This window comes from Polaribacter irgensii 23-P (assembly GCF_000153225.1).
GTDB classification, from domain to species: Bacteria; Bacteroidota; Bacteroidia; order Flavobacteriales; family Flavobacteriaceae; genus Polaribacter; species Polaribacter irgensii.
The window spans coordinates 1,299,538-1,317,720 of sequence record NZ_CH724148.1 but is presented as its reverse complement, the minus strand read 5'-3'; the positions used below and the strand labels follow the sequence as shown (position 1 = coordinate 1,317,720).

General features: G+C 30.4%; 17 protein-coding genes and 1 pseudogene. 16 read left to right on the top strand and 2 right to left on the bottom strand.

The window, feature by feature from the left end:
- Window positions 1-2: 2 nt before the first annotated feature.
- The 11 genes from PI23P_RS05885 (at window position 3) to PI23P_RS05830 (ending at window position 13,814) form a co-directional block, all read left to right on the top strand.
- Window positions 3-2,960 carry a DNA polymerase III subunit alpha gene (locus PI23P_RS05885; protein ID WP_004569844.1) on the top strand — a complete coding sequence of 986 codons (2,958 nt, stop codon included), beginning with the start codon at window positions 3-5 and terminating at the stop codon, window positions 2,958-2,960.
- A 38-nt stretch (window positions 2,961-2,998) separates the two neighbouring features.
- Window positions 2,999-4,123, top strand: a complete 1,125-nt coding sequence (locus PI23P_RS05880; protein ID WP_004569843.1) for a tyrosine-type recombinase/integrase — start codon at window positions 2,999-3,001, stop codon at window positions 4,121-4,123.
- A 696-nt stretch (window positions 4,124-4,819) separates the two neighbouring features.
- Window positions 4,820-5,584 (top strand): hypothetical protein, encoded by a 765-nt coding sequence (locus PI23P_RS05875; RefSeq protein ID WP_004569842.1) that lies wholly within the window; start codon window positions 4,820-4,822, stop codon window positions 5,582-5,584.
- A 160-nt stretch (window positions 5,585-5,744) separates the two neighbouring features.
- Complete coding sequence (locus PI23P_RS05870) at window positions 5,745-5,978, top strand: hypothetical protein (protein ID WP_004569841.1); 234 nt, start codon at window positions 5,745-5,747, stop codon at window positions 5,976-5,978.
- Between the two features lie 162 nt (window positions 5,979-6,140).
- Entirely contained in the window at window positions 6,141-6,407 is a 267-nt protein-coding gene (locus PI23P_RS05865; protein WP_018945249.1) for a hypothetical protein, read from the top strand.
- A 166-nt stretch (window positions 6,408-6,573) separates the two neighbouring features.
- Window positions 6,574-7,503 carry a DUF5677 domain-containing protein gene (locus PI23P_RS05860; RefSeq protein ID WP_004569839.1) on the top strand — a complete coding sequence of 310 codons (930 nt, stop codon included), beginning with the start codon at window positions 6,574-6,576 and terminating at the stop codon, window positions 7,501-7,503.
- A gap of 214 nt (window positions 7,504-7,717) precedes the next feature.
- Window positions 7,718-8,548 carry a helix-turn-helix transcriptional regulator gene (locus PI23P_RS05855; RefSeq protein WP_004569838.1) on the top strand — a complete coding sequence of 277 codons (831 nt, stop codon included), beginning with the start codon at window positions 7,718-7,720 and terminating at the stop codon, window positions 8,546-8,548.
- Between the two features lie 290 nt (window positions 8,549-8,838).
- The gene (locus tag PI23P_RS05850) at window positions 8,839-9,195 is read left to right on the top strand and encodes a carboxymuconolactone decarboxylase family protein (protein WP_004569836.1); all 357 of its coding nucleotides are present in this window, start codon (window positions 8,839-8,841) and stop codon (window positions 9,193-9,195) included.
- Window positions 9,196-9,262: 67 nt separating this feature from the next.
- Entirely contained in the window at window positions 9,263-9,997 is a 735-nt protein-coding gene (locus PI23P_RS05845; RefSeq protein ID WP_004569835.1) for a cysteine hydrolase family protein, read from the top strand.
- 1,821 nt (window positions 9,998-11,818) lie between these two features.
- A complete protein-coding gene (locus PI23P_RS05835; RefSeq protein WP_004569832.1) occupies window positions 11,819-12,508 on the top strand; it encodes a DUF6090 family protein in 690 nt (229 codons plus the stop codon).
- Window positions 12,509-12,659: 151 nt separating this feature from the next.
- Window positions 12,660-13,814 (top strand): peptidase associated/transthyretin-like domain-containing protein, encoded by a 1,155-nt coding sequence (locus PI23P_RS05830; protein ID WP_004569831.1) that lies wholly within the window; start codon window positions 12,660-12,662, stop codon window positions 13,812-13,814.
- A gap of 160 nt (window positions 13,815-13,974) precedes the next feature.
- Here PI23P_RS05830 and PI23P_RS05825 read toward each other — a convergent pair whose 3' ends face one another.
- A complete protein-coding gene (locus PI23P_RS05825) occupies window positions 13,975-14,178 on the bottom strand; it encodes a helix-turn-helix domain-containing protein (protein WP_004569830.1) in 204 nt (67 codons plus the stop codon).
- A 12-nt stretch (window positions 14,179-14,190) separates the two neighbouring features.
- Window positions 14,191-14,697 (bottom strand): hypothetical protein, encoded by a 507-nt coding sequence (locus PI23P_RS05820; RefSeq protein ID WP_004569829.1) that lies wholly within the window; start codon window positions 14,695-14,697, stop codon window positions 14,191-14,193.
- A 315-nt stretch (window positions 14,698-15,012) separates the two neighbouring features.
- On the opposite strand from PI23P_RS05820, the gene PI23P_RS05815 reads away from it, so the two are divergent.
- The 5 genes and pseudogenes from PI23P_RS05815 to PI23P_RS12600 all read left to right on the top strand — a co-directional run.
- Complete coding sequence (locus PI23P_RS05815) at window positions 15,013-15,429, top strand: hypothetical protein (protein WP_004569828.1); 417 nt, start codon at window positions 15,013-15,015, stop codon at window positions 15,427-15,429.
- Between the two features lie 207 nt (window positions 15,430-15,636).
- On the top strand, window positions 15,637-15,816 hold the full coding sequence (locus PI23P_RS05810; protein WP_004569827.1) for a GldL-related protein: 180 nt from the start codon (window positions 15,637-15,639) through the stop codon (window positions 15,814-15,816).
- Between the two features lie 436 nt (window positions 15,817-16,252).
- Window positions 16,253-17,005, top strand: a complete 753-nt coding sequence (locus tag PI23P_RS05805) for a CPBP family intramembrane glutamic endopeptidase (RefSeq protein WP_004569826.1) — start codon at window positions 16,253-16,255, stop codon at window positions 17,003-17,005.
- Window positions 17,006-17,127: 122 nt separating this feature from the next.
- Entirely contained in the window at window positions 17,128-17,643 is a 516-nt protein-coding gene (locus tag PI23P_RS05800) for a hypothetical protein (protein ID WP_004569825.1), read from the top strand.
- A 159-nt stretch (window positions 17,644-17,802) separates the two neighbouring features.
- Window positions 17,803-18,183: pseudogene (locus tag PI23P_RS12600) on the top strand (amidohydrolase family protein); the annotation flags it as partial.

Below are 18,183 nucleotides of genomic sequence, written 5' to 3'. Positions count from 1 at the left end.
TTATGTACCTCAACTGTCACTCTTACTACTCCTTGCGCTATGGCACCTTCTCTGAAGTTGCACTGTTAGAGCTTGCTGTTGCCAACAATATTAATGCGCTAGCACTTACAGACATCAACAACACTTCTGCCTGTATGAACTTTATACAGCAGGCAAAAAAATATGACATCCATCCTGTTGTGGGCGTAGATTTTAGGAATGGTACTTCCCAGCAGTTTGTGGCACTTGCAGAAAACAATACTGGATTTCAGAATATTAACCGGTATCTATCTTCCTTTTTAACTTCAAAGACTGCCATTCCGAGCACTCCGACTCCTTTGGAAAACGTGTTTATTGTCTATCCTTTTGAAAAGGTTTTGGAGCTGCATCTTACCTCTTTTGCTGAAAATGAATTTATCGGTATTTCAATTGCTGAAATTAACAAATTGCGTTTCTCCTATTTAAAAAAGTACGAAGACAAAATTGTCATACAGCAACAGGTAACCATCCGCAGTAAAAACGATTTTAATGCACACCGATTGCTGCGTGCCATAGACAACAATACACTTTTGAGCAAGCTGCCCACCACAGAAGAATGTTTGGAAACTGAGCGCATGCACACTGCTACTGCATTGGAGGATTCTTTTAAAGAATTTCCGTTTATTCTCGATAATACCAAGGCATTGTTAAAAAAGTGCCGTGTCCATTTTGGCTATGACACGGCACGTACAAATCAGAATTTAAATGTGTACCGCGGGAGTTTTGAAGAGGATTGTACCCTACTATTGCAATTGTGTGCAGACAAGCTTCACAAGCGCTATCCTGCTCCGAGTCTAAAAGTACATGCGCGGCTTAAAAAAGAGCTAAAGGTGATTGTAGAGCTAAAATTTGTTTCCTTTTTTTTAATCAATTATGACATTATCTGTTATGCGAAAAAAAACAATTTTTTCCATGTAGGTCGAGGAAGTGGTGCCAATAGCATTGTTGCCTATATCCTTGGCATTACAGATGTAGATCCTGTAGAACTGGATTTGTATTTCGAGCGATTTATCAATCCGTTTAGAGCCTCACCACCAGACTTTGACATTGATTTTTCTTGGAAGGACAGAGCGACCATGACGCAGTATATTTTTGACCGTTTTGATCATGTGGCGTTGCTGGCTACTTACAACACCTTTAAATACAGGGCTGTTATTCGAGAGTTGGGCAAGGTCTTTGGTCTGCCAAAAGAAGAAATTGACAAATTGAGTCGTGGAGCACGCGAACCTAAAGTAGACGGCATTGCTAACTTGGTTTTAAAGTACGGAAAACTCATTGAGGGATTTCCAAATTATGTAAGTGTACATTCTGCAGGCGTTTTAATTTTGAACAAACCCATTCATTATTATTCGGCCACCAGCATGCCCCCAAAAGGGTTTCCTACCGTACAATTTGACATGTATATTGCCGACGATGTAGGTGTTTTTAAGTTTGATATTTTAGGGCAACGAGGATTGGCAAAAATTAAAGATGCGCTGCAAATTATCAAAGAGAATCACCCTGGTGCCCCTGAAATAGACATTACAGCTATTGAGGCCTTTAAGAAAGATAAAAACATCAATATGCTTTTAAAGAATGGCGGTGCCATTGGTGCCTATTATGTAGAATCTCCTGCCATGCGCGGTCTCATGCAGAAACTACAAACCCAAGACTATTTGGGGTTGGTTGCTGCCAGTTCTATTATAAGGCCTGGTGTTTCTGGTTCTGGCATGAAGGAAGAATATATAAAAAGACATCGGTTCCCTGAGAAAAGAAAAGAGGCGCATCCTATTTTATTACAGATTATGCCAGAGACCTATGGCGTGATGGTATATCAAGAAGATGTGATGAAAGTTGCCAATCAGTTTGCAGACCTCAGCTTGGGAGAGGCAGACGTTTTACGAAGAGGAATGAGCGGCAAATACCGTTCTATTGAAGAGTTTAAGGCTGTAGAAGCTAAATTTATCTCGAATTGCAGGAAAAAAGGACATGCAGACCCCTTAATTTTTGAAGTTTGGAATCAGATAAAAAGCTTTGCTGGATACGCTTTTGCCAAAGGACATTCTGCTTCCTATGCCGTAGAAAGCTACCAAAGTTTATTTCTAAAGTGCTATTACCCGATTGAGTTTATGACAGCTGTTTTAAATAACGGTGGTGGCTTTTATACTGCCGCACACTATATTCATGAGGCTAAAATGTGTGGTGCTACCATTGCGCTGCCCTGCATTAATACTAGCGATCATGCAAATATTGTAAGAGGCAAAACAATCTATTTGGGCTTTGGATATCTTAAAAACCTAGAACATTTACTGATACAGCGTTTTTTAACGGAACGGCAATTGCATGGCTGCTTTCTTTCTATGGAAGATTTTATTGCACGCATTGCCGTCTCTATAGAACAACTTACAGTTTTAATTCGCATTGATGCTTTCCGATTTACCAACAAACCAAAAACGACCCTGTTATGGGAAGCTACTTTTAAATTGAACGCACGCACCTCGAAAGAAGTACAAACACAAGAAAAGTTATTCCGAACACCCCATCAGAATTTTGAAATTCCGAAACTTCACACGCATTGGTTGGAGGATGTATATGACGAGATGGAACTGCTAGGATTTACTATTCACGATTATTTTTCACTGGTTACAGATCAATTTCATCCACATATAAAAGCAAAACAAATGGCGGAATTTGCGGACAAAAAAGTGGTCTTGTACGGCCAGTTGGTTGCCACTCGCTTTAACAAGACCTCCCAGGGAAAGCTGATGCGTTTGACTACTTTTATTGACGCAGACGGAAACTATTTTGATGCGGTACACTTTACCGATGTTGTACAGCAGTATCCCATCAATGGCATGGGCATTTACGGCTGCTATGGCAAAATTACCAACCGCTTTGGTTTCTGCAGCATGAATGTTCTGAAATCTAAGAAAATGAGTATTTATGGAGACCCTAGGCACTGATTATCAATTAAAAAGCTTAAATTTATATCATACACTGTATGAAAAAAATAACTTTAAGTACCGCTAAACATCGGACTAAAAACGTGCTTTCTATTCGGTTTTCGTATGATGATGAGATCAAAAACCATCTTCAAAACCTTGACAACGTTTCTTGGAGTCGCACCTTGCGTTGTTTTTATATGGAGCTCTCTTTAGAAAATATCGCCCTTATTTTTACCCATTTTAAAAAACCGAACTGGACTGTTGTCTCTTTAGAGTTGCAACCTTTTATTAATAAAAGCAGCATCGCAGAAAAAAGAAATTCGCATTTAATAGCTGAAATACCAGAATTATATATGACTGATGTACGCAAATTTAAAAAATGGCTGTTTCAAAAAAGATTGAGTAAAAACACAGTGCATACCTATGTTACTGTCACGGCTACCTATATTCGGTATGCTCTCTTAAAAAAAGCGGATTTGTTCTCGATGAAAACAGTAGCAGCTTTTAACTATGATTCTATTTTCGTACCCAACAAGTCTATTTCCTATCAAAATCAGTTTATCGGTGGCATACAAAAGTTTTTTGCCTATAAAGGATATGCCTACGAAGAAATCCCGATTGAAAGACCTCGAAAAGAAAAGAAATTACCCATTATATTAAGTGGTGCTGAAATAAAAGCCATTTTTAGTACAATTACCAACTTAAAACACAAAGCTCTTTTAAGCCTGTTGTATTCTGCTGGCTTGCGGATTGGTGAGGCGATTACTTTAGAAGTAACTGATATTGACTGTCAGAGAATGCTCATTTATGGTCGGCAAGCGAAAGGAAAAAAAGACAGATATACCCTTTTGTCTCCAGTTTTTCTAAAAATTTTAAGGGATTATTACGTTGCTTACAGACCGAAGAACTCTCTATTTGAAGGAGCAAACGGAAGCACCTATAGCGATGCAAGTGCACAAAAAGTATTAAAAAACGCTTTGTTTAAAGCAGGTATTCGCAAGAAAGCAACGTTGCATTCTTTACGGCACAGTTTTGCCACTCATCTGTTAGAAAAGGGGACCGACATTCGATATATTCAAGAGCTCTTGGGCCACAGTAGCCCCAAAACCACGATGATCTATACCCATGTTACACAAACAAGTTTAAAAAAAATTAAAAATCCGTTTAATGATTTGTTTTAATCCCCTATTTTTATGCAAAAACAAAAGCATACTATAAACACTAAACTTCCGCATATCCCCCCAATATGGAGTCTTATGCGGATAAAAGGTAAGCCTATATACAAGTTGGCAATAATATAACAGACAAACAGAAAACATGAACAAATTGAATAAAACCGAAGTTCTAGCGAATCTATTATGGACAGTATTTGGAATATTTGGCGGAATAAGTTATTACTCAAAAGCGGAATATTGGTTTTGCGGAGCTATGTTTTTACTCGGAATTTTATATTGTTATAAATTGATTAAATCAATTATGAGAAACCGAACTGACTCTTGAAAAAAGTGTTGCGGAATTCCCAATAATGAGAAATGAATCAAATTACAAAAAACTGAATTGAACTCCAAAAATTATGGCGAAATTATCATTCAATCGGAATTGAACAAGTTTATGAAAATAAGTAAATTACGAAAAAATTAAAGTTGAATAAAAGTTTTTAAATTTTAAAAAGTCACGCAAAATTAGAGTTTTAGAAAAGAAAGGGAAATCGGAAAATAAAAATACTGTTGCCAACAATGTATAAAATTAATTGCTGGTTTTAGCTTATTTACGAAAGTCCTTGCGGTCTTTCTTGGTTTGTGTTTTATTTACTAACTATAGTGCTTGAAACACGCAAATAACCTTATAGAAAGACGTTATGTGCAACCTAACAAAAAATGAGAAAAAGAACAAAAGTTGGAAAATGTAAACTATGCCTAGAAACAAAAGAATTGAATTTCGAGCATATTCCACCACGTTCAGCATTTAATAAAGAAACAAAATACTACATTTTAGAACAGACTGAATATTATAAAAAAGCGAAAGAATATACTTTTGAAAATCTTAAACCTAAAACAAGAAAAGAACAGGGTGGAATTGGAGAATATAGTTTTTGTATTGATTGTAATGGATATCTCGGCTCAAAGTATGTTAGGACTTACAAAGATTTCGCACATATAGCAATGAATATAATTCAATCAAATGATAAAAATATTAAAGCCTTTCAATTCGATATTTCTGACATAAATCTTCTTAAATTTCTGAAACAAATAACGGCAATTTTCATTGCTTCAAATAATTTTGTTTTTACCGAATGTTATCCTGAACTTTTGGAATTTGTTAAGAATGAAAAATTAATGGAGTTATCTGAAAAATATAGATTTTATATGTATTTGAATAATGAGGGTCAAAACAGAAACGGAACCATTCATTATACGAACTTACATGGAGCAATATGCGAATTTACTTTCAGCCCTTTTGGTTTTGTCTTGAGTTTAGATAATCCTAATCAATTAATGAAATTAACGGAAATAACTAGTTTTAAAGATTATGACAAAAATAAAGAAATGAAAAATTCGATGATTATTTTGAATAAATACCCAACATATTATCCTTTTCCAATGGACTATAGAAGTGAAAAAGAGTTAAAAGGCAGCACATAACACCTTACAAAATTAATTGCTTTATATTGGCTTATTTAGGAAAGTCCTCGCGGACTTTCTATTCAGTTATTATTTATTAACTTAAGTGCTTAAACACAGCAACTAATCTTGTACAAACACGTTGCCATTCATTGACGGAACGCACTCAAATATTTGAAACATGAACAAAAAAACTAAAGTTATTATTTTAAGATATTTAATATCATTTATTATTTTTCTAATCGTTTGGATAATTTTACACTTTTCTTTCGAAAATTTAGAAAATCCTTATAAAGCAATGATTAGTGCTGGAATTATGGCAATTTTATCACCAAGAATAAAAGAATATGAAACTCAATCAGAAAAAAAAATGCAAGTGATGTGGATTTTTTTAAGAAAACCCATTTCCATATAAAAACTGAAGTTTTAGTTTGTTGTCAGAATCTAAATTGAAAAACTAAAAACCAATTTGTATGCGGAATTTAGAAAGTCTCGGAACTTTTCACTCAATCGGAATTAAAAAAGTTTGAGAAAGAATACGCTGAATACATTTACTCTAACGATTAAAATAAAAAAAATGAAAAATTTATTTATCTACTATTTAACAATCTTATTGCCACTTGGAATATTAAACTGGCTAAGTAAAACAGACTTGATGAACCCAACATTGTTCGTTTTGCTTTTATTTTTTTATGCTTTAATATTCAGAACTTATGTGGACGGGAAAAGACTTGCAGATAAAAACATAATCCAAAAACAAGATATTTGGAAAATGATAATCCCTGGCAAACGTTTTAAGTATTTCAGTGAATTATATTTAAAAAAAAAATTAAAAAGGAAATAAAAACGGAATTGAAACAACGAAATGGCAACACCGTGTAAATTTAATTGCTCGATCCTAGCCTACTTACGAAAGTCCTCGCAGACCCTCTGTTTGTCGTTTATGTACTAATTTCACTTCTCAAAGCCGCAACTAAACTTACACAAACACGTTGGCAGTAAGCCGAAAAATGAAAACTAACCCAATTGACGACATACTCCCATTGAATCGAGATGAATATTTGATTAAAATTCAAAATCATTTCTCGAAACTAGTTGCTGAAATTGTGAATTTCGGAACACATATTTTAAAATGGGATGTTGAAGTAAAAAGGGAAGGAAAAGATAATAATATCCCGACCTTGTTTTTCAGAAATATATTAGAACTTAGTGATTCCATTTCAATCTTAATTAAAGAATCATCAATTGACCCTTCAAAAATAATCTTAAGAACTTTAATAGAAAATATCCTTCAGTTAATTTATATGTTGGAGGAAAAGGAAAGACAAAGGGTATTATCTTATATGGTTGCAAAAGCCAATAAAGACATCAAATATTATAATAAATTTATCAAGACAGAAAATAGTTCATCACAATTTAAAATTCAAATTGAAAAAGATGAATTGAATTTGAATTTTGACAAATTTATGGATCATCCCGAAATTATTAAAACTAAAGAATCCAAAAAGAGTTTGTTGGAGAAGCCCGAATTTTCAGAAGTTCAAAAAGAATATTTAAGAACATCTAAAAAGAGGAAAAATCCAAATTGGTATTCTTTATATAATGGTCCTGACAATTTGGAGCAATTAGCACAAAAGTTAAAGAAGAATATACGTTACGAATTTTTCTACAGAAAATATTCCGAAAATGTTCACGGACTTAATTTGACAAAGGGAATGGTTTATGTCGGTAACGACAGCGCTCAAATTATTCAAATTCGAGATTTCGAGCATACTCAAAATGTGACTTTTAATACCGCATCTTTACTACTTGAAATTTATAATATATTTATTAGAAAAAGAGTGCCAGAAAAACTTGATGAATACCGAAAATGGTATTTGACAATTAGAAACGACTATTTAGATTTAAATAAAAGAAATTATATTAACTATAAAAAATAAGGCCAACTGCCAACAATGGCTATAATTAATACGGGTTTTGGTGCTTAACCTAAAGTTTTGGTACATTTACTAAGTCCGCCAAATCTTTTGATTTGGCTTTAAAATGAAAAGATAAAACAAAATAAAAAGTTTTGGCTAAGTTCCAGTTCGAAAGTTCACTACTCTCCTACTCCCGCACTAACCATAGCCGAGACGTTGGCTGTCATTAAAAAAAATGAAAATAAAAGGAAAAACAGACAATTTTATAGAACTGAAAGAACTTGGAATTCTGGATTGTGGTATTTTCGATAATCCAGAAGCAAAAATTTTAACAGTACTATGGTTTCAAACAGGTAACAATGAGTTTATAATTGATGGCAAAAACTATCACTTTGCTAAAAATCAAATTATTTTTCTTACCGAATTTCATAAAGTAAAAGTGATTAAAAAGGGTGAGATTAAGTTTTTAAGATTTAACAGACCTTTTTTTTGTATCATAGATCACGATATTGAAGTAAGTTGTAAAGGAATTTTATTTTTTGGTGCATCTCAAGTACCAATTATTACTATTCCAAATAAAGGAATAGAACATTTTCAAATTCTCTGGAAAATGTTTTCAATAGAAATGCAATCTAAAGACAACTTACAAATAGGTATGTTGCAAATGATGTTAAAACGATACCTGATATTATGTACACAATTATATAAGGAGCAACACCAATTTTCGAAAATTAAAAAGGAAAGCGATATTATTAGAGAATTTAATTTTTTAGTAGAGCAGCATTTTAACACAAAACATACTGTAGCCGAATATGCAGATTTATTGTATAAATCCCCTAAAACAATTTCCAATATTTTTTCAAAAAAAGGAACAAAAACACCATTAAGTTATATCCAAGACCGTAAAATGCTTGAAGCAAAACGGTTGCTATTTTATTCTGACATACAAATTCAAGAAATCGCTTTTAAAATTGGCTATGATGACATTCAGTCATTTAGTCGATTTTTTAAGAAACAAGAAGGTCTTTCTCCTTCAAAATATCGAGAAAAATCTCTTTTGGGATAAATTGCCAACATTAAGGGAAAACCTACCTAATAAAACATTGTATTCTGTTCGCATCTTTGCACTATAAATAATGATAAACAAATTTAAAAACAGAATATTATGACAAATTTTAATGTACCAACAAGAGAAGAGGTCTCTTCAAAAAATCAAGAAATTTTTGAAGACTTAAAAAAGCAGTAGGTTTTGTACCTAACCTTTATGCAACGATTGCATATTCTGATACTGCTTTAGGAAATTATTTACAATTTCAAAATGCTAAAACGTCTCTTTCTAAAAAAGAAAAGGAAGTTGTGAACTTAATAGTTAGCCAAGTAAACGGGTGTAACTATTGCTTATCTGCCCATACCGTATTTGGTAAAATTAATGGTTTTACAGATGAACAAATTTTAGAATTAAGACAAGGTTATTTTTCCACTAACGAAAAATTTGATGCCCTTGTTAAAGTAGCAAAAGCTATTACCATCAACAAAGGAAAATTTGATGACACAATACTAGAAGACTTTTTTAACGTTGGCTATTCAAAAGAAACTTTAGTTGATGTTATTTTAGCAGTAGGTGACAAAGTTGTAATGAACTACCTACACAAATTAACTCAAATCGATATTGATTTTCCAGTAGCTCAAGAATTAGAATTAATCAAATCATAAAAAAAGTGATGAGGTATTCAAAGATATAATACATCACTAAATAATTAATTTTTAAAATGAAACTAAAATGAAAAAATTATCAGTAACATTAGTATTAGTAGTAGCATGTGTAACAAGTATGTTTGCTCAATTACCAGATCCAGGATTTACAGTAGATGAAAATACTGCAATTGTAATTACAGATCCTCAAAACGATTTTTTAAGTCCAGATGGAGTAACTTGGGGAGTTGTGGGACAAAGCGTAACAGACAACAATACCGTAGACAATATCGAAGCACTTTTTAAAGTAGCAAAAGAAAAAGGTATCACTGTATTTGTATCACCACATTATTATTACAAACACGACCATTCTTGGCAAATTGAAGGTGCATTAGAAGTATTAATGCACAAGATTGGAATGTTTGACAGAACAGATGCTTTATCGACAGAAGGTTTTGAGGGGTCTGGAGCAGATTGGTTAGATAAATACAAGAAATATATTGATGGAGATAATGTAATTGTTACAAGCCCTCATAAAGTGTATGGTCCAGAGTCTAACGATTTAGCCTTGCAATTACGTAAACACGGATTTAGTAAAGTAGTTTTAGCAGGAATGTCGGCTAATCTTTGTACAGAATCACATATGAGAGACTTAGTAGAATCTGGTTTTGATGTTTCTGTTGTAAAAGATGCAACCGCAGCAGCAATTTTACCAGGACTAAACGGTTATGAAGCAGCTCTTGTAAATTTCAGAATGATTGCTAGCCACGTTTTTACCACTAAAGAAGCAGTAAAAGAATTGAAAAAATACAATAAAAAATAAAATTGAATAAAGTTTATTTTAATGAAAGTGAGGGTTTATAACTCTCACTTTTGTTTTTGTTTTTGTTTTTGTTTTTATCTATCACAATCGCTAGGAAAATATAACGAACAGCCAACAATGGCTATAATTAATACGGGTTTTGGTGCTCATCTAAAAGGTCAGTGCATTTTACAAAAACCGCAAAATCTTTGGATTTGGCTTTAAAATTGAAAAGATAAAACAAAATAAAAAAGTTTTGGCTAAGTGCTTAATCGAAAGTTTATTACTTTTAATTCCCTTACTAACCACAGCCTAGACGTTAGCTTTAATGCGTGAGAAAGTTTGTGAAAACTGAATTTAAATAGAAAAAATGTATAAAAAAGATAAAAAAACATCTATTATCCTTCTTCTTTCGAATATTGGTTTAATAGTTTTAGGTTTGAATCAAATATTTGAATTTTTTGAATTTTCAAACCCAAAAATTTCCTCAATATTGACTATTATTTTCTCTTTATTGAATTTGATTTTTATTTTCAAGTTGATAAAACCAAAAGAAGTTTAATAATAAAATTCAAACTCTGAATTATATTACCTCTGTCTTTTAATTAGTTTTTGGAATTGAAAAATGAATTTAAAACTCGAAATCTCGCACAATCGGAATTTAAAAATTCACGGAATTAATTACGCAAACCTGAATTAAAAACTAAACGGAAATTAGCAGGTTTGCGGAATGAAAAACAAGTAAAAAAAAATGTTAGGTTAAATGCCATGGAATTATAAGAACCTAACAAAGTTGGCTTAAAGCTAAACAAAAAAAAAGTTACTGAATGGTAAATTATGAATAAAAAGAAGCACTAAAAGCTAACACCGTATAAAATTAATTGTTGGTTTTAGCTTATTTACGAAAGTCCAAACGGACTTTCTATCTGTGATTTATTTATTAACTTTCGTGCTTAAAATACGCAACTAACATTATACAAACACGTTGGCTACAATTTAAAGAATGAGTGCAAAAATCACATTAGGAAAATAATTGAGACAAAAAAAATTGTTCATATTTCAAAAGTTGAAAATGGACTGAAATGTAATTGCAAATGTATTGAATGTGGAGAAAAGTTAATTGCTATTAATAATAAAAATAACAAAAGGGAAATACATTTTAGACACGAAATTGAATCTGATTGTAAGGGCGGAATTGAAACGGCTCTTCACCTTTTAGCAAAACAAATAGTAGCAGAAAACAATTCAATAAAATTATCTGAAAATAAATATTTTGACTACACAAAATCGGAAATTGAAGTTTCTCTTTCTGACTTTAGTCCCGATGTAATAATTGAAAATTCTGACTCAAATCAAAAATGGTTAATAGAATTAGCAGTTACAAGTTTCGTTGGAGCTGAAAAATTAGAAAAAATAAAAAGAGACAATTTAAACTGTTTAGAAATTGACTTAAAAAAAGTTGACAGAAAAATTAATCCGAGTGAATTGAAAGAATTAGTTATAAATAATCTTGAGGTTAGAACTATTTTAAATCAAGAAAAAACCGAAACTGAAAAAGAAGAAAGTGACAGAAATTATTTGATGTATATAATAGGAATTGTAATTTTGTTTTTTGGATTCAGAAGATTATTTAAAAGAAAAAAACTGTAGCCAACACCGTGTTTAATTAATTGCTGGTTTTAGCTTATTTACGAAAGTCTAAACGGACTTTCTTGGTTTATGTTTTATTTACTAAATTAGTCTCTTAAAACGCGCAAAAAACCATACACAAACACGTTGTGCTTCATTATAACAAACGGATAATCAATGATAAAATTTTTTAGAAAAATACGATATAACCTCATGGAGAAAAATAAAACTGGAAAGTATTTTAAATATGCAATCGGAGAAATTGTACTTGTGGTTATTGGTATTTTGATCGCTTTATCTATTAATAATTGGAATGAGAATCGAAAACTTCATAATGTAGAGTTAAGTCTTTTACTTGAAGTAAAATCAAATTTAGAAGACACATTAAATAGTTTTAAAAATGATACCCTTATAAATCGAAATTCAATCCTTCAGTTTAGAAAAATAGAACATTACATTGATGAAGATTTACCATATAATACTGAATTAAATACCGCATTTGGATGGATTGGAGATTGGCAAAGCCCATATCCTATTACAACGGCTTATACCACATTAAAAACTAAAGGTTTGGACATCATATCAAATTTACCTTTAAGAAACAAAATTGTAAGTATGTATGAGTTTGAACTTATTATACTAATCAATGATTATGACAAAGGAGAATGGTCAAATTTACAGGCGTTTAACCCTTTTATATATAAACATATAAGTAGTAGAAACTCTAAACAAGCTGCTGCTCCAAATGATTTCGAAAGCTTGAAGATTAACAAACAGTTTAGTAATATATTAGGAAGGATTATTTCTCAAAGAGAAGCAGGTTTATTTTTTTACAAAGAGGCTATGATATCTATTGAAGAATTAATTAAACATTTAGATAAAGAATTGATTTTTAGAAAATAGAAATAACGAAAGCACAACACCGTGTATAATTAATTGCTGGCTTTTAGCTTATTTATGAAAGTCCAAACGGACTTTCTTGGTTCTCGTTTTATTTAGTAAATTAGTCTCTTAAAACACGCAACTAACCATACACAAACACGTTGCCCACAATATGAGAAAAACCCTACTAATATTAATAATCTTAGTGATTAACAAGTCCTTTAGTCAAAATAGACTTAATGGAATTATAGTTGATTCAGACACTAAAAACCCTATTGAATATGTGGATATATACAATAGTACTAATTTCACTTCGACAAACTCTGAAGGTAAATTCTTATTTGTTTCAGAAAAAGATTCTGTTAAAATTAGACTAATTGGTTATAAGTCTATTTATTCAACTTTTGAAAAAATAAGAAAAGACACAATCTTTTTAGAAAGTAAGTTTGAAGCATTAGACGAAATTATTTTAGGAAATTCAAACTCAATAACAAATGTTTACAAAGAGTTACATAACAACTACCCTTTTAAGCCTTATTCTGAGTCATTCTTTTTAAGATGCTTTTTAAGAAAAGACGGAGTCATAATAAAATTACAAGATTTGAACGGTTCGGTTAATAGAAAAACACTTTTTTCTACTTCAAAAAAGCCAATGCCTAAAAGAAATTACGAAATAGAAGTTTTGAATATGCGTAAAGCTGGAATTAAAGAAAAAGCTGTTTATTTCTCAATGTTCAGTTTTAAGCAAATACTTGATTTTACTGCTTCCATAGGAATTAATACTAAATTATATGATTTCAATGAGTCAAAATCTGAAAATGATGAATATACCAAACATCATTTTTCACCAAAATCAGAAGAAAAATCAAAAAATGAAGGTTATTATTTAATTAACAATAAAGATAAAGCTATTGTAGAGTTTAAATCAAAAAACATTATCACAAAAGAAATATTTCAGGAAAAACGAGGAGTTAAATTTAGAACAACTTCTTTTGAATATTTGGTATACTTTAAAAAAAATATTGAAGAAAATATATACTTTTTAGATAAAGCTAAAATAATAGCTCAAGTCGAAGTTATCGCAGAAGAAGAAAAAACAATATACGATGTAGAATATTCTTGGATAGCATTAGGTAAAACAAAAAAAGAACTTAATAAAAACATATCTGTTAAGAAAGATCTTTTTGAGCTAAAAAAGTCTTTCAATCCAGAATTTTGGAACAAACAAGAATATTTATTATTAACTAATGAAATGTCGGAATTTCTAAAAAAACTGGAAAACTCTCAAAAGGAATTTAAAACCCTTACGAATATAAAAAAGAAATAAATACTGTGGGCAACACCCTATAAAATTAATTGCTAAGTTCTCGCCTACTTACGAAAGTCCAAACGGACTTTCTTGGTCGGTAATTATTTACTAAATTAGTTGCTTGAAACACGCAACAAACCATATACATCAACGTTGTGCTTAATGCCGAAGATACACTCTATTCAACGTATTCTAAAATATCGCCAGGTTGACAGTCTAATGCCAAGCAAATTGCATCTAAGGTGGTGAAACGAATTGCTTTAACTTTTCCTTGCTTTAAAATTGATAAATTTACTGTTGACACACCAACTTTTTCAGAAAGTTCTTTTAACTTTAATTTACGTTTAGCTAACATCACATCTAAATTTACTATTATAGGCATACACTTATAAATTTAAACTATTAATGAACTTTCGATTTCATTTAATAAATTATCATAATTTTTTTCATTTTTCCCCCAAGAATACATTTGGAATAGTGTTGACGAACAAAATTTCATTATTGTTTCATTTCCTTTAGTTTCAAAATTAATGTATAAATTTTCGCCCCAAGATTTAAATGTAATTTTTGAAATCGCTAGAATTTCAAATTTATTTTCATCTGTTTCAACCAATTTAAAATCTGAATGATTAATTACCTCTATGATTTTTTCAAACATCAATTCCTTTGGTATATCATATGACTTTTCCGTCCGAACCTTTGTTGTAAATAGATTATACCGACTTGTAAAGTAACTCTTGAATGAAAGTGATTTTCTAAGAATCAAATTGAAGAAAAAAAACCCTACTATTAAAAATAAAAAAGTCATCATTATAGGGTTATTAGGTTTTAAATAGTAAGAACTTAAACCTGAAATAAGCATAATTAAGAATGCTACTGAAATATGTTTTAATGTTTTCATTAAATTAAAAGTTTTAATATTAATGCAAATTAAAGGTAAAAAAAAATGACAAACAAATATTTATTAATGTTTATCATTAATTTTATTATGCTATACATTGCCATTTAAAAATACTAAGCACAACAATGTATAAAAAACATAGGGCTTTTGTGTTAACTCCAAAGTTCTGTGTTCATTTATAAAGTCCGCTAAATATAAAATTTGGCATTTAAGACAAAAATAAAAGCAAAATATTTATATTTAGCTCAGTAATAAACTGAAACAATAGTGCTTATTTATTGCCCTACGTTTCTTATACTAAACGTTGTAATGCATATGAAAAAAATTACGATAAGTAGACCAAAAGAGAGTTTTAATAAAAACTGTTCATATGAAATATTCCTTGGAAAAAAATATCTGACTGAATTAAAAAACGGAGAGAAAAAAACTATTGAAATTCCTAATGATTTAAAGAATGAATCTTTGAAAGCCAAAATTCAATGGTGTGGAAGTAAAAAAATGGAATTGCGGAATACAGACGACCATGAAAAAATAATTGTTAACGGAAATAAATTCATGAATAAAAAAATGCCTTTATTTGGAGCAATGTTTCCACTAATTGGACTTATGTTTTTTAATCTGAAAATGGTGCCAAAAAATATTGGAATTGGCATTTTTATAATTTTTTTAATTGGAATTGTTGGAACAATAACTATTTGGAGAAATAAATGGCTGAATATTAAAACGGAATAAAAATACGCATTACAACACCGTACAAAATTAATTGCTTTGTTTCTGTTTAGCTTACGAAAGTCCTCGCGGACTTTCTATCTGTGTTTATTTACTAACTATAGTGCTTAAAATACGCAACTAATCTTATACAAATACGTTGTAAGCAATAGCGAAAAATCACTCAAACCTAATAACATTTAAATTAAAGGTTCTCTTAATTATAGCTTTATGACAAAAAAAAGAACTAAAAGAATAACCCAAAGAAATCAAAAAATTGGTGCTGCATTAATATTAATTGGTACTGTATTTAAACTTCAACATTGGCCTTACAGTAAAATTATTTTGATTTTTGGGATTATTTTAGGAGGAATCTCTCTGCTTTATGAGAAGTTTATAATGAAAGATTAAACATAAAATTTAAATTTGAATTTCTAAAATTTGAAAAAATAGAAAAAGACTAAATCCGGAGTTAACTCTCAAAATCAAAAGAGGAAAACAGGAAACTTCCAAAATTGTAGAATTTAATAAAATGTAAACTATTGGTATTAAATTTATGAAAAATACTAAAGAAAAATAATATGAAAATATAAACAGTAAAAAAACTACTACTTACAACACCGTACAAAATTAATTGCTTTGTTTCCGTTTAGCTTACGAAAGTCCTCGCGGACTTTCTAGTCAGTTATTATTTATTAACTTTATTGCTTAACCACAGCAACTAATCTTGTACAAACACGTTAGGAATAATACAGTTCAGAACTAACGAACTACAATTGGGTAGATCATATTATTCTATAAAGAATTATTATTGGATGTTTGACCCTAATTAATAATACCTTGATAAATGAGTAGACCAATAAGTTGGAAAAGAATAATAATATTTCTATTAATTTCAATATTAATATCAAACATTTTCAGATTTGATATTTTCGAAATTAAACCTGAATTGGAAAAATTACCAACTTGGATTTTTATTTTAACTTCTGTTCTTTTAGAAGGTAGTGGAGTTATAATTGGTGCTTTAATAATTCTTCCATTATTAAAAAAACAACGAAAAACAGAAATTTCCCTGTTTGGTACTTCAAAGACAAAAAGTCTCATAATGATGTTTATTCCAATAGCACTTCTAATAATAATTGGAGTGAAAAATGACTTTGAAATGAACTATCATATTTATGGATTCATTGCTTCTATTGGCACTTTTCTTTATTGTATAATGGAGGAATATGGATGGAGAGGATACTTGCAGGAGGAATTGAAACGATTAAAGTCTTGGGAAAAGTATTTAATAATTGGATTTCTTTGGTATTTATGGCATTTGACATTTTTAACAAAGGCAAGTCTTGGCGACAATCTTTTCTTTTTAGGAATGATGATTCTTGGAAGTTGGGGAATTGGACAAGTGGCTGAATCGACAAAATCTATTATTGCAAGTGCTTGTTTTCATATGATTATCCAAATTATGATGTTTAATGCCCTAATCAAAGACGGAATTAACGGAACTGAAAAAATCATAATTTTAGGTATTTCAGTTGTAATTTGGTTTCTGATTATAAAGAAATGGGAAAAAGAAAGTACTATTACTAACACCGTATAAAATTAATTGCTGGCAAATCGCTTACTTACGAAAGTCCAAACGGACTTTCTTGGTTCTTGTTTTATTTAGTAAATTAGTCTCTTAAAACACGCAACTAACCATACACAAACACGTTGTAGGTAATGAAAAAAATGATTGAATATTTTAACATATCTTCCGGAAATTGGTATTTCCAATTAGTAATTGTAATCTTATTATATTTAATAATTAATTGGATAGTTGGAAAATTTATTAGAAAAGGAATTTCGAAAACTATCGTAACTATTGCTTCTTCAGTCATTTTAACACCAATAGTTTATTCAATATTTGTTGCAATTTTCTTTTCATTTATATTTTATGAATATCATCCTGAATTAAAATTTAACTCAATAGAATGGAGTGAAAACAAAAAAGACCGCCATCATATGAGAAAAGACCTAATTGAAAGTAAATTATTAATTGGAAAAACCAAAAATGAGATTGTTGGAATTCTTGGAAAACCCGAGAATAATTTCAAGATAGAAATGGACACTTTAAAAAGCTGGAATTATTCTATGGGAAGCGAAGGTCATGGAATGGGTTGGAAGTTTCACAATCTCGACCTTTATTTTAAGAATGGAAAAATAGATTCAATTAATAAAACAGAATTTATTGACTAAAAAAACACAACCTACAACACCGTGTATAATTAATAGCTAGTTCTACTCTACTTACGAAAATCCTCGCGAATTTTCTAGTTGGTTTTGTATTTACTAAATTAGTATCTTAAAATGCGCAATTAAACTCATACCAAAACGTTAGCGATAATTAACCTAAATATGAAAATAGTAAAACGAATTTTTAAATTCATCGTTATAATTATTGGAGTTTTACTACTATCTGTTGCGGTATTGCTTTTAGTAGACAACCAAAACACCAACTACTTGAAAATTAATAATATTAACTCTGCTGATAATAATTCTTTTCTTATTACCAATGTCAATATAATTCCAATGAATAAAGACACTATTTTAGTTGACAAAATGGTGCACATAAAAGATGGAATAATTCAAAAAGTTGCAGATAGGATTGAAATTAACGGGATTGAAACTCTTGATGCAAAAAACAAGTATTTAACACCAGGTCTTATAGATATGCATGTTCATGTATGGGATAGATATGAACTTGGGCTATATCTATCTAATGGTGTTACAGCAGTT

Coding starts and splice junctions, on each gene's coding strand:
- PI23P_RS05825 (WP_004569830.1), bottom strand. CDS start 14,178: ATGCCTATAATAGTAAATTTAGATGTGATGTTAGCTAAACGTAAATTA.
- PI23P_RS05820 (WP_004569829.1), bottom strand. CDS start 14,697: ATGAAAACATTAAAACATATTTCAGTAGCATTCTTAATTATGCTTATT.
- PI23P_RS05835 (WP_004569832.1), top strand. CDS start 11,819: ATGGAGAAAAATAAAACTGGAAAGTATTTTAAATATGCAATCGGAGAA.
- PI23P_RS05855 (WP_004569838.1), top strand. CDS start 7,718: ATGAAAATAAAAGGAAAAACAGACAATTTTATAGAACTGAAAGAACTT.
- PI23P_RS05830 (WP_004569831.1), top strand. CDS start 12,660: ATGAGAAAAACCCTACTAATATTAATAATCTTAGTGATTAACAAGTCC.
- PI23P_RS05805 (WP_004569826.1), top strand. CDS start 16,253: ATGAGTAGACCAATAAGTTGGAAAAGAATAATAATATTTCTATTAATT.
- PI23P_RS05810 (WP_004569827.1), top strand. CDS start 15,637: ATGACAAAAAAAAGAACTAAAAGAATAACCCAAAGAAATCAAAAAATT.
- PI23P_RS05800 (WP_004569825.1), top strand. CDS start 17,128: ATGAAAAAAATGATTGAATATTTTAACATATCTTCCGGAAATTGGTAT.
- PI23P_RS05865 (WP_018945249.1), top strand. CDS start 6,141: ATGAAAAATTTATTTATCTACTATTTAACAATCTTATTGCCACTTGGA.
- PI23P_RS05875 (WP_004569842.1), top strand. CDS start 4,820: ATGAGAAAAAGAACAAAAGTTGGAAAATGTAAACTATGCCTAGAAACA.
- PI23P_RS05880 (WP_004569843.1), top strand. CDS start 2,999: ATGAAAAAAATAACTTTAAGTACCGCTAAACATCGGACTAAAAACGTG.
- PI23P_RS05845 (WP_004569835.1), top strand. CDS start 9,263: ATGAAAAAATTATCAGTAACATTAGTATTAGTAGTAGCATGTGTAACA.
- PI23P_RS05885 (WP_004569844.1), top strand. CDS start 3: ATGTACCTCAACTGTCACTCTTACTACTCCTTGCGCTATGGCACCTTC.
- PI23P_RS05860 (WP_004569839.1), top strand. CDS start 6,574: ATGAAAACTAACCCAATTGACGACATACTCCCATTGAATCGAGATGAA.
- PI23P_RS05870 (WP_004569841.1), top strand. CDS start 5,745: ATGAACAAAAAAACTAAAGTTATTATTTTAAGATATTTAATATCATTT.
- PI23P_RS05815 (WP_004569828.1), top strand. CDS start 15,013: ATGAAAAAAATTACGATAAGTAGACCAAAAGAGAGTTTTAATAAAAAC.